The 14,603-nt window shown below is 69.1% G+C and carries 14 protein-coding genes; 11 read left to right on the top strand and 3 right to left on the bottom strand.

Annotation, left to right across the window (positions count from 1 at the left end; genetic code table 11):
- The first annotated feature begins 614 nt into the window (after window positions 1–614).
- From AC07NI_RS20765 to AC07NI_RS20715, 11 genes are all read left to right on the top strand, one after another.
- A complete protein-coding gene (locus AC07NI_RS20765; RefSeq protein ID WP_494622623.1) occupies window positions 615–1,196 on the top strand; it encodes a lytic transglycosylase domain-containing protein in 582 nt (193 codons plus the stop codon).
- Complete coding sequence (locus tag AC07NI_RS20760) at window positions 1,196–1,516, top strand: TrbC/VirB2 family protein (RefSeq protein ID WP_494622621.1); 321 nt, start codon at window positions 1,196–1,198, stop codon at window positions 1,514–1,516. The genes AC07NI_RS20765 and AC07NI_RS20760 overlap by 1 nt, the downstream gene beginning before the upstream one ends.
- A gap of 3 nt (window positions 1,517–1,519) precedes the next feature.
- A complete protein-coding gene (locus AC07NI_RS20755) occupies window positions 1,520–1,807 on the top strand; it encodes a VirB3 family type IV secretion system protein (RefSeq protein WP_494622619.1) in 288 nt (95 codons plus the stop codon).
- A complete protein-coding gene (locus AC07NI_RS20750; RefSeq protein ID WP_494622617.1) occupies window positions 1,786–4,158 on the top strand; it encodes a VirB4 family type IV secretion/conjugal transfer ATPase in 2,373 nt (790 codons plus the stop codon). Before AC07NI_RS20755 ends, AC07NI_RS20750 begins: the two co-directional genes overlap by 22 nt.
- Complete coding sequence (locus tag AC07NI_RS20745; RefSeq protein WP_494622615.1) at window positions 4,158–5,324, top strand: TrbL/VirB6 family protein; 1,167 nt, start codon at window positions 4,158–4,160, stop codon at window positions 5,322–5,324. Before AC07NI_RS20750 ends, AC07NI_RS20745 begins: the two co-directional genes overlap by 1 nt.
- The gene (locus AC07NI_RS20740) at window positions 5,321–6,067 is read left to right on the top strand and encodes a TrbG/VirB9 family P-type conjugative transfer protein (protein ID WP_494622613.1); all 747 of its coding nucleotides are present in this window, start codon (window positions 5,321–5,323) and stop codon (window positions 6,065–6,067) included. Before AC07NI_RS20745 ends, AC07NI_RS20740 begins: the two co-directional genes overlap by 4 nt.
- Entirely contained in the window at window positions 6,064–7,164 is a 1,101-nt protein-coding gene (locus AC07NI_RS20735; RefSeq protein ID WP_494622611.1) for a TrbI/VirB10 family protein, read from the top strand. Before AC07NI_RS20740 ends, AC07NI_RS20735 begins: the two co-directional genes overlap by 4 nt.
- Complete coding sequence (virB11, locus tag AC07NI_RS20730; protein WP_494622609.1) at window positions 7,161–8,141, top strand: P-type DNA transfer ATPase VirB11; 981 nt, start codon at window positions 7,161–7,163, stop codon at window positions 8,139–8,141. Before AC07NI_RS20735 ends, virB11 begins: the two co-directional genes overlap by 4 nt.
- Before the next feature lie 78 nt (window positions 8,142–8,219).
- Window positions 8,220–9,944 carry a DUF1800 domain-containing protein gene (locus tag AC07NI_RS20725; RefSeq protein WP_494622607.1) on the top strand — a complete coding sequence of 575 codons (1,725 nt, stop codon included), beginning with the start codon at window positions 8,220–8,222 and terminating at the stop codon, window positions 9,942–9,944.
- A gap of 8 nt (window positions 9,945–9,952) precedes the next feature.
- Window positions 9,953–11,320: a DUF1501 domain-containing protein gene (locus tag AC07NI_RS20720; protein WP_494622605.1), complete on the top strand. Its 1,368-nt coding sequence runs from the start codon at window positions 9,953–9,955 to the stop codon at window positions 11,318–11,320.
- A 40-nt stretch (window positions 11,321–11,360) separates the two neighbouring features.
- On the top strand, window positions 11,361–12,365 hold the full coding sequence (locus tag AC07NI_RS20715; protein ID WP_494622603.1) for an acyltransferase family protein: 1,005 nt from the start codon (window positions 11,361–11,363) through the stop codon (window positions 12,363–12,365).
- Here AC07NI_RS20715 and AC07NI_RS20710 read toward each other — a convergent pair.
- The 3 genes from AC07NI_RS20710 to nhaA are packed head-to-tail and all read right to left on the bottom strand — an operon-like array spanning window position 12,362 to window position 14,603.
- Window positions 12,362–12,745, bottom strand: a complete 384-nt coding sequence (locus tag AC07NI_RS20710; RefSeq protein ID WP_494622601.1) for a DUF6491 family protein — start codon at window positions 12,743–12,745, stop codon at window positions 12,362–12,364. The two genes, AC07NI_RS20715 and AC07NI_RS20710, sit on opposite strands and share 4 nt — an antisense overlap.
- 58 nt (window positions 12,746–12,803) lie before the next feature.
- Window positions 12,804–13,418 (bottom strand): glutathione S-transferase family protein, encoded by a 615-nt coding sequence (locus AC07NI_RS20705; RefSeq protein ID WP_494622599.1) that lies wholly within the window; start codon window positions 13,416–13,418, stop codon window positions 12,804–12,806.
- Window positions 13,419–13,448: 30 nt separating this feature from the next.
- Window positions 13,449–14,603: a Na+/H+ antiporter NhaA gene (gene nhaA, locus AC07NI_RS20700; RefSeq protein ID WP_494622597.1), complete on the bottom strand. Its 1,155-nt coding sequence runs from the start codon at window positions 14,601–14,603 to the stop codon at window positions 13,449–13,451.

Here is a 14,603-nt window from a genome sequence, read left to right as displayed (position 1 = left end):
GGTTGCGACGCGGGCGCGTCACTTCGCAGGTTAAAGCCCCGATGGCCGTGGGATTATAGAATTTTCCTACGCGAGCTGGTGAGCTGCGTTCATCAGTCAGGTAGGGCGGCTGGGATCAGTGGAAGACGTTGTACCAGCCGACGATCGCGATCATCACCCATCCGCTCAGCAGGCTGCCCGCGAAATGACGCGACAGCCAGTTCCTGGTTTTGTTCAACGCTGACATGGAACGCCCCTGACTAAACTGAGCAGCAGGCTGACGACTGATTCTATCCACAGGCAATCTTGTTCGCGACCTGTCATCAAAGTTTTGCTGAATCTCACCGTTAGGGCGCCCGTTTTCAAAGCATAGCGGCTTGGTGATTCATGAGTTAATCGATGGTTAACGCGCAAATATAGAGTTCAACATCCGACATTTCATCAAGCTTAAGCATAAAAAGTTCTTATCGTTCAGTATTTTTGACGCCGAATTCAAAATCTTAATGCGATAACCTGACGCATTACGCTTGTCGCACGCTCCGGATACATATGGATTAACCATACGGGTCTGTATCCATCGTTCTATGGGGGCGTGCTTGAGTATCGATTTCGCCGGTCGGGCTGCGTTGCTTGCCATGGCTGCGATCTGCGGCGGTCTGCTTGCCGGGCCCGCCCAGGCCCAGGTGCTGGAGATCGGCGCCGACGGCGCGGTGACCCGTTTCGACGGTCCGGCCGTGTTCACCGCCGACGGCGCCAAGACCCTGATCGAAGAGACGCCCGTCGCCGACGCCACCCTTGGCGCGGACTCGGTGCGCCAGCAGATCTCGACCGCCGCGACCGCCTACGCCCTCGATCCGAAGCTGGTCGAGGCGGTGGCCTGGCGCGAGAGCCGCTTCCGCTCCAACGCGCTTTCGAACAAGGGCGCGATCGGCGTCATGCAGCTGATGCCGGGCACCGCCCGCGACCTGGGCGTCGATCCGCACGACCCCGCGCAGAACATTCGTGGCGGCGCGCTCTATCTGCGCCGGATGATGTCGACGTTCGGCGGCGACGTCCGCCTGGCGCTGGCCGCCTACAACGCCGGCCCCGCCGCCGTCCGCAAGCACGGCGGCGTGCCGCCCTACGCCGAAACCCAAGCCTACGTGACCTCGATCCTCGGCCGCATGGCCGCGACCGGGGCCTCCCTCTCCGTTCCCGCCCTTGGAGCTCCCCAGTGATGCGTAAGTTCTTCCAGCCGAAGGCCGCCGCGCTCGCGACCGCCCTCATGGCCGCCGCTTCCCAGGCCCACGCCCAGGCCGTCCAGTCCGACCCGCAAGGCTCCAGCGCCTTGCTGGCCGGCGTGATGTGGCTGCAAGGCTCGCTGATGGGCAATGTCGCCACCGCCGTGGCGGTGATGGCCGTGGCCGCCGTCGGCTTCATGATGCTGACGGGCCGCCTGAACTGGCGCTACGGCGCGACGGTCATCCTGGGCTGCTTCATCCTGTTCGGCGCCACGACGATCGTCAGCGGCATCCGCGCCGCCTCGGGCGCGGCGTAGGTCATGGCCGCGCCGCTGGATCGCGACGTGGTGTTCGGCGCCCTGACGCGCCCGCAGATGTTCGCGGGCGTGACCTACAGCTACTTCGTGCTGAACGGGGTGGTGACGGCCGAACTCTTCCTGATCACCAAGTCGTTCTGGGCCATCGCGGCCGCGCTGGTGATCCACGCGATCGGCTACGCGGCGTGCCTGCGTGAACCGCGCATCTTCGACCTGTGGCTGACCAAGGTCAGCCGCTGCCCCCGTGTTCCCAACTTCCGGGCCTGGCGATGCAACAGCTACAGCGCGTGAATCCTCGCAAAGAGATGACGGCCGGCAAGCGCCTGCCGTACGCCCGCCACCTGGACGACGTCACGCTGGAGACGCGCGACGGCCTTTTGATGCAGGTCATCCACCTGGCCGGCCTGCCGTTCGAGACGGCCGACAGCGAGGAGCTGAACTACCGCAAGGCCGTGCGCGACGTGATGCTGCGCGGTCTGTCCAGCTCGCGGTTCGCCATCTACCACCACGTGGTCCGCCGCCAGGTCGACGCCCGCACGCAAGGCGCGTTTCCGGACGCCTTCAGCGCCGATCTCGACGCCACTTGGAGCGAGCGCCTCGCGGCGCGGAAGCTCTACGTCAACGACCTGTTCCTGACGATCGTCCGCCGCCCGCTGCAGGGCCATGGCGGGGTGATCGACGGCTTCCTGCGCGCCCTGAAGGGCACCGGCAAGGCCGAGGCCGCCGCCGTCCAGGCCGCCGATCGCCGCGAGTTGGACAGCGCCCGCGACAGCCTGATCTCGGCGCTCACGCCCTATGGAGCGCGGGTGCTCGGGACCTATGACGGCGCGACCGGCCGCTGCTCCGAGCCGCTGGAATTCCTGTCCTGCCTGTACAACGGCGAGATGCGCCCGGTGCTGGTCCCGCAGGGCGACGCCGGCGAGTACCTGCCGTACCGCCGCGCCAGCTTCGGCCTGGAGACGCTGGAGCTCTCCCGCGCCGGCGCCCTGGCGCGCGGCTTCGGGGCCATGGTCTCGATCAAGGACTACCCCGCCCAGACCACGCCGGGGATGCTGGACGACCTGCTGCGCCTGCCGTGCGAGATGGTCGTCACCCAGAGCTTCGGCTTCGTCGACCGCCAGCCGACCCTGGAGCGGATGAACCTGGCCTTGCGCCGCATGAAGGCGGCCGACGACGACGGCATCAGCCTGCGGGCCGACCTGACCCGCGCCAAGGACGACGTCGTTTCGGGCCGCGCCGCCTTCGGCGAGCATCACCTGACCGTGCTGGTGCGCGGCGAGAGCCTCGAAGGCCTGGACCGCTCGGCCGCCGAGGTGATGTCGGCCTTCACCGAGATGGGCGCCATCGCCGTGCGCGAGGACATCAATCTGGAGCCGGCCTTCTGGGCCCAGTTCCCGGGCAACTTCAAGGACATCGCTCGCAAGGCGCTGATCTCGACCGCCAATTTCGCCGGCTTCGCCAGCGGCCACAACTTCCCGGTCGGCCAGGCGCAGGACAACCACTGGGGTCCGGCCGTGACCTTGCTGGAGACCACCTCGGCCGGTCCGTACCACTTCAACTTCCACAAGGGCGACCTGGGCAACTTCACGGTCATCGGCCCGTCGGGCTCGGGCAAGACCGTGGTGCTGAACTTCCTGCTGGCCCAGGCCCGCAAATACAGCCCGCGCATCGTGTTCTTCGACAAGGATCGCGGCGCCGAGATCTTCCTGCGCGCCATCGGCGGCCGCTACGAGGCCCTGCGCCCGGGCCAGCCGACGGGCTTCAACCCGCTGGCCCTGGCCGACAACGCCGCCAACCGCCGCTTCCTGACGGAGTGGGTCGCCAAGCTGGTCGTCGTCCCGGGCGAGACCCTGTCGGCCGACGATACGGCGCGGATCAAGGACGCTGTCGACGCCAGCTTCGACCAGGCCCCAACCCTGCGCCGTCTGCGCTATTTCGCCGAGCTGTTCCGGGGCGCGCGCCGTCCCGACGCCGCCGATCTCGCCGCGCGCCTGGCGCCCTGGCACGGCACCGGCGAGCACGCCTGGCTGTTCGACAACGAGGCCGACGGCCTGGATCTTGACGCCCTGACCCTGGGCTTCGACATGACCCAGCTGCTGGACGATCCGGCGCTGCGCACCCCGGCCATGATGTATCTGTTCCACCGCGTGGAGCAGCGCCTGGACGGCCACCCGACCCTGATCGTCATCGACGAGGGCTGGAAGGCCCTGGATGACGACGTCTTCGTCGCCCGCATCCGCGACTGGGAAAAGACCCTGCGCAAGCGCAACGGCGTGGTCGGTTTCGCCACCCAGAGCGCCCAGGACGCGCTCGAGAGCCGCATCGCCAGCGCCATCATCGAGCAGGCCGCGACCCAGATCTTCATGGCCAACCCCAAGGCCCAGGCGAAAGACTACTGCGAAGGCTTCGGCCTGACCCAGCACGAGTTCGAGCTGGTGAAGACCCTGCCGGACACCTCGCGCTGCTTCCTGATCAAGCACGGGACCGACAGCGTCGTGGCCCGCCTGAACCTTGCCGGCTCGCCCGAGCTGCTGACCGTGCTGTCGGGTCGCGAGACCAGCGTGCGCAAGCTCGACGCCCTGCGCGAACAGCTGGGCGACGATCCGCAGGCCTGGATGGCCCAGCTGGTGAAGGCCGCGTGATGGCGACCTGCGCGCAGCTTCCCGTCGACGCGCCGATGGTCCCGGGCCTGATCGGCTCGGTCGACTGCCGGGTGCACGACCTGGCGCAGAGCGGCTTCGCGGCTTTGGCCGGACCGGGCTCGCCGGTCGGCCTGCTGCTGACCGGGCTGCTGACCCTCTACATCGTGTTCATCGGCTATCGCCTGATCCTGGGCCGAGGCGGCCTGCGCGTCGGCGACGCCGCCCTGTCGATGCTGAAGATTGGCCTGGTCGTGGCCCTGGCCACCAACTGGGGCCTGTTCCAGACCCTGGTCTATGACACCCTGACCAAGGCCCCGACCGAGCTGGGCGGTATCCTGCTGGACGGCCAGGCGCCGTTCGCCCGTCTGCAGGACGCCTTCGACGGGCTGCAGCAATCGGCGACCCTGATGGCCAGCCGCGCCAGCGTCGGCGCCGCCGCCACCCAAGGCGGTCCGGGCTTCGGGGCCTTCGCGGTCAATACCGGCGGCATGACCCTGGTGCTCTCCACGCTAGGTGTGCTGCTGGCGTCCAAGGTCGTGCTGGCCATTCTGCTGGCGCTCGCGCCGCTGGTCGTGGGTCTAGCCCTGTTCGAGGCCACGCGTGGCCTGGTCGAGGGCTGGCTGAAGGCGATGATCGCCCTGGCTTTGGTACCGCTGGTCGCGACCCTGACCCTTTCGCTCGAACTGGCCATGCTGGCCCCGTCGCTACGGGCCCTGGCCGAAGCGCGGACTGCCCAGCAGTTCGCCGCCTTCGACATCAATCCGGCCGTGACGGTGCTGGTGCTGACCACGGTCTTCGCCCTGGTCATGCTGCTGGCGGTGATCGCGCTGGGCGTCATCGCCGCCGGTCTGCGGCTTCCGCGCGGCCTGGCCGGCGCGGCCTGGTCGGACAGCAACGCCGCCCCCGGCGCGACCCGCTACGCCAGCGCCCAAGTCGAGCCGATGAGCCGCGTCGCCACCATCGCCGCCGCCGCCGTGGCCATGGACCGTCGGGATACGAACGCTCCGTCGTCCGACCCGATCAGCACGCGGATGCTCACCGTCGTCTCGGATCGCAGCTCCACCTCCACCGTCCAGACCGCCGGCCCCGCCGCGCCGCTGGGCCAGACCTATCGCCGCACACCCGCCCCCCGCCGCGCCGCCTCCAGCGCCCGGAGAGACCAGTGACCTTCGCTTATCCCCGCACCCTTCTCGCCGCTTTGGCCCTGGGCGTCGCTCTCGGTGGCCCGGCCTTGGCGACCGAAACGCCGCGCCCCGGCGCGATCGACTCGCGCATCCGCACGGTCGCCTACGACCCCGACCAAGTCGTGCGCCTGACCGGCTATTTCGGCATCCAGACCATGCTGGAGTTCGCGCCCGACGAGCGGATCGAGAACGTCTCGATCGGCGACGCCATGGGCTGGCAGGTGACGCCGAACAAGAAGGCCAACCTGCTGTTCCTGAAACCCCTGGACCGCACGGCCGCCACCAACATGACCGTGGTCACCGACCGTCGACGCTATGTGTTCGAGCTGGTCGTCGCGGGCCCGAAGGCCTCGACCAAGGACCTGGCCTATGTGGTCCGCATGCTGGTCCCGGCCCCCGCGCCGGTCGCCGTGATCGCCCCGCCGCCGGCCCCACCCGCCGCGCCGGTGGCCAAGAACAGCGCCTATGCCGTGAAGGGCGACGGGGCCATCCGGCCTTCGAGCATCTTCGACGACGGTGTCGCGACCTATTTCGCCTGGCCGGCCCAGGCCGACCTGCCGGCGGTGTTCGTGGTCAACGCCGACGGCGTCGAGGGCCTGGCCAACGCCGTGGTCCGCGATGGCTACCTGGTCGTCGACCAGCTGGCCCCGCGCTTCGTCCTGCGCTCGGGCAAGTCCAGCCTGACCGTGACCAACGCCGCCTTCAGCCAGCAGGCCGCCCGATGACCGATCCCTGTCAGTCCGCCCAGGTCCAAGAGGACCTCGCCGCCGCCGACGCGCAAGTCCGCCCGGTCGTGGCCCGCACCCATGCCGGCCTGCCGACGCCCGTGATCATGGCCGGCTTCGGCGTGCTCGGCGTCGGGGTCTTCCTGTGGATGGCCGGTCATCGCGCCGACGCCCAGCCGCGCGCGCCGCGCAAGGCCGAGGTCATCGCCGCCACCGCCATGACCGCGCCCGCCGCGCCGCCGGCCGTCATTCCCGGTCCGCAGTTCACCGAAAACAACAGCCTGCCGCCGACCCCGGCCCAGGTGGCGGCGATGAACGCCGAGCCGCTGCCGCCGACCCCGCCGGCCGATCTCGATCAGCGCCGCCGCGCCCCGACCCTGGTGGTCGACTTCGGCGGCGCGCCGACCCTGATCAAGGCCAGCCTGCCGACCGACCAGGCCGCGCCGATGGCCGGCAAGACCGCCGACACCGGCCTGAACGCCGACGAGAAGTTCGCCGACCGCGTCGGGACCAGCGACGCCGAGCCGGCCAAGGCCACGGCCATGCGCAATCTCGACGCCGTCATCCCGCAAGGCGCGGTGATCCCGGCGGTGATGGAGACGGCGATCAATTCCGACCTGCCGGGCCTGGCCCGGGCCATGGTCACCCGCGACATCAAGAGCTTCGACGGCTCCACCGTGCTGATCCCGCGCGGCAGCCGGGTGATCGGTCAGTACAAGTCGGGCGTGGCCATGGGCGCGTCGCGCGTCTTCGTGGTCTGGACCCGGGTGATCCGTCCCGACGGCGTCTCGATCCAGATCGCCTCGCCCGCCGCCGACCCGCTGGGTCGTGGCGGCCTGGAGGGCAAGGTCGACCGCCACTTCTTCAGCCGCTTCGGCGGCTCGATCCTGATGTCGGTGCTGAACGCCGGCGTCGCGGCCGTGGGCAACGCCCGCTCGACCTCGCAGATCTATATCGGCTCGGCCTCCGAGGCGGCCAACCTGGCCGGTACGGTGATGAAGAGCGACCAGGTCGCCCCGACCATCCAGACTCCGCAGGGCGCGCCGGTGACGATCTTCGTGGCCCGCGACCTCGACTTCTCGGGCGTGCGCAAATGACCGCGCCCGCCAAGCTCGGTGTGTATCTCGAGGCGTACCTCGCCCCGCTAGCGCCCTGGCTGGCCGAGCCGGCGGTGACGGACCTCTATGTGAACCGTCCCGGCGAGCTGTGGGTCGAGCGCCTGGGCGGCGTCGCCGAGCGCGTCGAGGTCCCGGCCCTGGACGAGACCAACCTGTGGCGGCTGGCCCGCCAGGTCGCCAGCCTGTCCAGCCAGGGCGTCAGCCGCGAGCATCCGCTGCTGTCGGCCGTGCTGCCCGACGGCGCGCGGGTGCAGGTCGTGGCCCCGCCGGCGACGCGCGAGGGCCTAGCCCTGGCGATCCGCAAGCACGTGGTCAGCGACCTGTCCCTGACCGACTACGCCGCGTTCGGCGCCTTCGACCAGGTGCTGGCGCCGAAGACCAATTCCGACGCCGTCCTGCGCGCCTTCCTGGACGCCGGCGACATCCGCAACTTCCTGGCCGCCGCCGTGCGGGCCGGCAAGAACATCGTGGTCAGCGGTGGCACCTCCACCGGCAAGACCACCTTCCTCAACGCCCTTCTGAAGGAGGTCCCGCTCGACCAGCGCCTCGTCCTGATCGAGGACGCGCCTGAGATCCGCCTCGTCCATCCCAACGCCGTCGGCCTGGTGGCCGTGCGTGGCGAGCAGGGCGAGGCCCGGGTCACGACGGAAGACCTGCTGCAGGCCTCGCTGCGCCTGCGGCCCGACCGCATTATCCTGGGCGAACTGCGCGGGGCCGAGGCCTTCTCGTTCCTGCGCGCGGTGTCCAGCGGTCACCCGGGCTCCATGACCACCGTCCATGCCGACGATCCGGCGGGCGCGGTCGACCAGCTGGCGCTGATGGCGCTGCAGGCCGGGGCCAATCTCCGTCGCGCCGACGTCGTCGACCATGTCCGGCGCGTCGTCGACATCTTCATCCAACTTCACCGCCAGAACGGCGTCCGAGCGGTCAGGGAGGTTGTCTTCCAGGACCGCTAAACCCGCTCATCCTTTCAACTTTTCCTGGTTTTCCAGCTTAAGGCGCGCCGGCCCCTGCCGCGCGTCAGGGACCTTGTCATGCGTAAACAGTACTTTGGCTCGGCCGCGGCGCTGAGTTTGGCCTTCTTCCTCACCGCCTGTGGCGGCGGCGGCTCCAGCGGCGGAAGCGGCGGCGGAGCAGCCTCCACCCCCGCCGAGAAGTCGACCTCGATCAACACCGGCGGCCTTGGCGGCACCTCGCCGCGCGAGTTCACCCGCGAAATGGCCGCGCGGCTGGCCAAGCAGGCCAGCTTCGGCCCGACGCCGGAACTGATCGACCACATCTACGCCCTGGGCAGCGAAGAGGCCTGGCTCAACGAGCAGCTGGCGCTGTCGAGCAGCAGCTATGCAGACATGGTCGCCAACCCGGTGCTGGCCACGTTCTGCTCGACCCTGACCGGGACGGAAAAGACCAACTGCACCCGCGAGAACTTCTCGGCCACGCCGATGCAGATGCGGTTCTACGCCAACGCCATCGGCAAGGACGACCAGTTGCGCCAGCGCGTGGCCTTCGCCCTGTCGCAGATCGTCGTCGCCTCGGCGGTCGAGATCAACAACACCTCGGGCCTGGCGACCTTCAACCAGATCCTGCTGAGCAACGCCTTCGGCAACTACCGGGACATCCTGGCGGCGGTCACCCTGAACCCGTACATGGGCGACTACCTGGACATGGCTGACAGCAGCAAGGTCCAGCCCAACGAGAACTATGCGCGCGAGCTGATGCAGCTGTTCTCGGTCGGCACCGTGCTGCTGAACGCCGACGGCACGCCGCAGACCGACAACACCGGCGCGACGATCGCCACCTACAGCAACACCGACGTCAAGGAAGTGGCCCGGGCCCTGACCGGCTGGACCTATTCGCGGCTCAACACCGCCACGCCGGACTCCAACAATCGCGACTGGACCAAGCCTTTGGCCCTGTACCCCGCGCGGTACGACACCGGCGCCAAGACGTTCCTGGGCAAGACCGTCCCGGCCAACGCCACCCAGCAGGCCAGTGTCGACGCCGTCGTGGACGCGGTGTTCAACCACCCCAACACCGGCCCCTTCATCTGCAAGCGCCTGATCCAGCAGCTGACCCTGGCCAACCCGACCCCGGCCTATGTCGGGCGCGTGGCGGCCGTCTTCGCCGACAACGGCGCGGGCGTGCGCGGCGACATGAAGGCCGTGGTCCGAGCCATCTACCTGGACAGCGAGGCGCGCGTCGTCTCGCAGCTGCCGGGCAAGGTCAAGGAACCGGTGCTGCTGGCCACCTCTCTGGCCCGGGCGATCGGCTACACCACCGACGGCTACGCCTTCACGACCCGCGACGCCGGCATGGGCCAGGCCCCGTTCCGCGCGCCGTCGGTGTTCAACTACTATCCCTACGACTTCCCGCTGCCGCAGGGCGCGGGTCTGGTCAGCCCGGTCAGCAAGCTGATGACCGCGCCCACCGTCGTGGCCCGCCACAACCTGATCTACGACTGGACCGTCGGCGGCGACGGCACGCGCGGCGAGTTCCTGAAGCAGGCGACGATCACCTACGCCACCGGCACGGTCCCCAACTGGGCCAGCTGGGAAGCCAATGGGACGGACGACGGCAAGACCATCGACCGCATCAACCTCGTCCTGATGAACGGCACGATGACCACGGCCCAGCGCCAGGCGCTGCTCACGGCCATGGCCGCCATCAAGAACAACGACCCCGCCCTGCAGGCCCGCAAGCGCGCCCAGGTCGCCCTGTACATCGCGGCGTCCTCGCCGCTTTTCCAAGTGGATCGGTAAGCGTAGCCATGACCGTCTCTCGTCGTGAAATCATGCAGATGGTCGCCGGTGGCTCCGCCGCCGCGGCCCTGACCCAGCTGGGCCTCTCCAGCGCTCTCGCCGCCGATGGCGGCAACTACCGCGCCATGGTCGGCGTCTTCCTGCTGGGCGGCAACGACGCCTGGAACATGGTCGTGCCCAGCGACAGCCGCTATGCCGACTACGCCAAGCAGCGCGGCACGAGCCTCGCCCTGCCTCAGTCCAGCCTCGTGCCGCTGACCGGCACGGGCTTTGGCCTGCACGGGTCGATGACGGCCCTGAAGTCGGTCTGGGACGAGGGCGGCCTGGGTGTCGTGCTCAACACCGGCACCCTGTTCGCGCCGCTGACCAAGGCCCTCTACACCAGCCGTCCGGACCTGCGTCCGGTCAACCTGATGTCCCACGAGGACCAGCAGAACCAGTGGCAGGGCATGCGCATGCGCGCCCACAACGCCGACGGCTTCCTGGGGCGGATCAATGACCGCGCCGGCGTCCCCACCGGCCTGCCGCCGCTGATCTCGGTCGCCGGTTCCAGCCTCGCCCTGATCGGCGACCAATCCTCGCCGCTGATCCTGCCGTCCAGCGGCGGCATCGTCCGCAACGGCTACAACGCCGCCAGCACCGACGCGGCGGTCAAGGCGCGCCAGGCGGCGCTGGACGTCTTCGCCGACGGCTCGTCCTACGGCGCGCTGACCGACCTGACCGGCAAGGGCATGTCCTCGGCCTACGCCCAGGCGATCCAGGCCAATGCCGCCATCACCGCGACGACCTCGGTGGTGGACAAGTACTTCGTCAACCCGACCACGGGCGTGGCCCTGACCTCGGAGCTGTCGCGCCAACTGCTGCGCGCGGCCCGGATGATCGAGGCGCGCAACACCCTGGGTCACAACAAGCAGAGCTTCTTCGTCAGCCAGGGTGGCTACGACACCCACACCGGCCAGCTGGCGTCGCACACCAACCTCTATACCGACCTCGCCAACGCCCTGGCCGGTTTCTACAACGCCATGAAGGCCCTGGGCCTCCAGGACAACGTCACCGCCTTCACGATGTCGGACTTCGGCCGCGTCTACAAAGGCAACGCCAGCGGCGGCACCGACCACGCCTGGGGCTCCAACCACCTGGTGATCGGCGGCGCCCTGGCCGACGGCAAGGTGCACGGCCGCTATCCGGACCTGACCTTCGGCGGACCGGAAGACGCCTCCAACGACGGCCGCTGGATCCCGTCGATCGCCACCGAGGAATATATCGGGGCCATTGCCCAATGGTACGGCGTCGCCGCCGCCGATCTGCCCTACGTGTTCCCCAATTGGGGCGCCTGGAACGGCGGCGGGCGCGGACCCGTACCGTTGTTCGGCTAATCGCTTGTCAGGCCGGGACGGGCGCCCTTAAGCAAGGTGTGTGTCCCGGCCAAGCTCAGCAGCGAACGGCTTCGATCACCTCCGGCTGATCGCGGCCGCGCTGGTGCTGGTCCATCACGCGCGGGTGCTGAATGGCATGCCGCCCTGGATGATCGGATGGGGACCTGATCCTGGCGCGCTAGGCGTCGGGATCTTCTTCGTGATCAGCGGCTACCTGGTGACGGCCAGCCTGCGCCGGACGCCGGGCGTCTGGATGTTCATGGCCAAGCGGGTGCTGCGCATCGCGCCGGGCCTGCTGGCGGCCCTGCTGCTGACCGCCCTCGTGCTCGGCCCGCTGGTCAGCGGTCTGCCGGTCTCGGCGTATTTCGGCGGCGCGGCCCCGTGGCTCTATGTGCTCAAGAACCTCAGCCTCTACGCGGTCACCTACGACCTGCCGGAGGTCTTCGAGCACGCGCCGTATCCGAATGTGGTCAACGGCTCGCTGTGGAGCCTGCGGCTGGAGTTCACCGCCTATCTGGGCCTGGCGCTGCTGGGCGTCTTGCGGCTGGTCCGCGCGCCGGTGCTGGCCGGGCTGGCGCTGCTGGCGGCGGGCGCGTTCCTGGCGGTGCACTTCACGGGTCTGGACGCCCGCAGCGACCTGGCGCGGCTGGCCTCGCTGGCGACCCTGAACGGCTGGCTCTTCCTGTGCGGCGCGGCGTTGGAGGCCTTCGAGGTCAAGCCGCCGGCCTGGACGGCGGTGGCGGGGCTCGTGCTGCTGCCGACCCCGCTCTGGTTCTTAGGGACGCCGCTGGCCGTCATCGCCCTGGGCCGGATGACCGCGCCGAGGCTGCCGGCCGACGTGTCCTACGGCCTCTACATCTACAGCTTCCCGCTGCAGCAGGTGCTGGCAGAGCATGATCGCCTGAACGTGCTGACCTCGCTGGCCCTGACCCTGCCGTTCGCGGCGGCGTCCTGGTTCCTGGTCGAGAAGCCGGCCCTGAAGCTGAAGGCGCGGCTGCCCGGCGCGTTGAGCCCGGCCCCCGCGCCGATCAATCAGCCGCTTTAGGCCTTCGGCTTCTTCTTCTTCGGAGCCAGTTCTTCCGGCGTCAGCTTGCGGATCGCGGTGATGGCGTAGGGCTGAGGGCCGATCGGGCCGGGCGCGACGACCGTGGCGTCCGCGGGCTGACAGACCCAGGAGCCGGTGCGCGCCACGACGGAGATGTTCAGGGCCGTGTCGATGTCGCGGGCCTTCGAGAACAGGGTCAGACGCCACACGTCGCGCGGACCGATCGAGACGTCGACATTCCGGTTGTCGATGACGTTGAAGCCGTTGACCTCGTCGGCCCGGAAGCACGCGCTGCGGTCGGGCTGAGGCTTTTCATCGGCCAAGGCCGGGGTGGCGCTGAGGACGGCCAGCACGGCCGCCGAGGCGATCAGGATCCGCATGAACTCTTACTCCTAGGGGCGCCCGCCGCCCGTATTTTCGCGCCAAACCCGGCCAAGCTCAAGCGTCGACCGTCTCGCCCTCCAGCGCGGTGGCGCGCATCGAGGGACGCTGGCTGAAGGCGTCGTACCAGGCGGCCAGGCGAGGGCAGGTCGGACGGAAGTCGTGGACGGCGCGGAAGTCCAGCCAGCTCAGCGCCGTGGCGATGGCGATCTCGGCCAGGCCCGGTGTGTCGCGTGGCTGGAACGTGCGCTCCAGATAGGCGCAGCCCTCGGCGACCTTGGCCAACTGGCCGTCGCCGAAGGGCGGATAACGCAGCTCGGGCGGGCGACGCGTGGTCTCCCAGCGGACCAGGACGCCGGCTTCCGACAGGCCGTCGGCCACCGCCTGCAGGCGCAAGGTCGCGATGCGCTCCGCGGCCGGGATCAGGGGCCGGCCGTCGTGCAGGCCATCCAGATATTGGCAGATGACGCCGGAATCGAAGATCGCCTCGTCGTTGTCGGTGATCAGCACCGGCACCTTGCCCAGCGGATTAAGGGCGAAGACTTCGGCGTTGCGGGCGGTGGGGCTGGTCTCGTGGTGGATCACCTCGATCCGGTCGGCCAGACCCGCCTCGTGCGCGAAGACCAGGGCCTTGCGGGCGAACGGCGAATGGGTCTGGTAGAGCAGCTTCACGCGGGTCTCCTTCGCGCGGCGGACCATGCTCTAGGTGGCGCTTGGCTTGGCGACCCGCAAGATCGCCATGCCGACCAGCGCCGAGGCCAGGGACCCCACCAGCACCCCGATCTTGGTCTCGTCGATCAGCAGCGGATCCTTGAACGCCAGGCCGCCGATGAACAGGCTCATGGTGAAGCCGACGCCGCACAGCACCGCCACGCCATAGAGTTGGCCGAAGCTGGCCCCGCGCGGCAGGCGCGCCCAGCCCAGCTTGACCAGGCCGAAGGTGACGCCGAACACGCCGACCTGCTTGCCGAGGAACAGCCCCAGGGCCACGCCCAGCGGCACCGGGTCCAGCAGGGCCGAGAGCCCGACGCCGGCGAACGACAGCCCGGCGTTGGCGAAGCCGAACAGCGGCGTGATGACGAAGGCGACCGGCTTGTGCAGGGCGTGCTCCAGCCGGTGCAGCGGCGAGTGGTCGCCCTCGCGCAGCGGGATGGTCAAGGCCAGGGCGACGCCGGCCAGGGTGGCGTGGATGCCCGACTTCAGCACCAGCACCCACAGCACCGCGCCCAGCAGGAGGTAGGGCCAGAGCACCAGCACCTTCAGCCGGTTCAGGGCGATCAGGACCAGCAGTACGACCCCCGCGCCGGCCAGGGCCAGCAGGTGCAACTGCGCGGTATAGAACAGGGCGATGATCACGATGGCCGCCAGGTCGTCCATGATGGCGATGGCGGTCAGGAACACCTTCAGCGAGGTCGGCACGCGCGGGCCCATCAAGGCCAGGACCCCGAGCGCGAAGGCGATGTCGGTGGCCGACGGAATGGCCCAGCCGGCGATGCTGTCGGGATGCTTGAGATTGAAGGCCAGGTAGATCGCCGCCGGCAGGATCACCCCGCCAAGGGCCGCCGCGCCGGGCAGCAGCACGTCGGCGGGCTTGGACAGCTGGCCGTCCAGGACCTCGCGCTTGATCTCCAGCCCGACCAGCAGGAAGAACAGCGCCATCAGCCCATCATTGATCCAGTGCTGAGCGCCCATCGGCCCCAGTTTCAGGTGCAGGGCGTGGAAATAGGTCTCGGCCAGCGGCGAGTTGGCGACGATCAGCGCCAGGGCCGCGGCGGCCATCAGGACATAGCCGCCGGCCGCCTCGTCTTTCAGGAAATCCATGAGCGCGCGCCGGGCGCGAAGGCTGATGGCCCGCAT

This window comes from Caulobacter sp. GW821-FHT10E02, from assembly GCF_059415225.1.
Note: the sequence above shows the minus strand (reverse complement) of the source record. Positions and strands in the feature narration are given on the sequence as shown.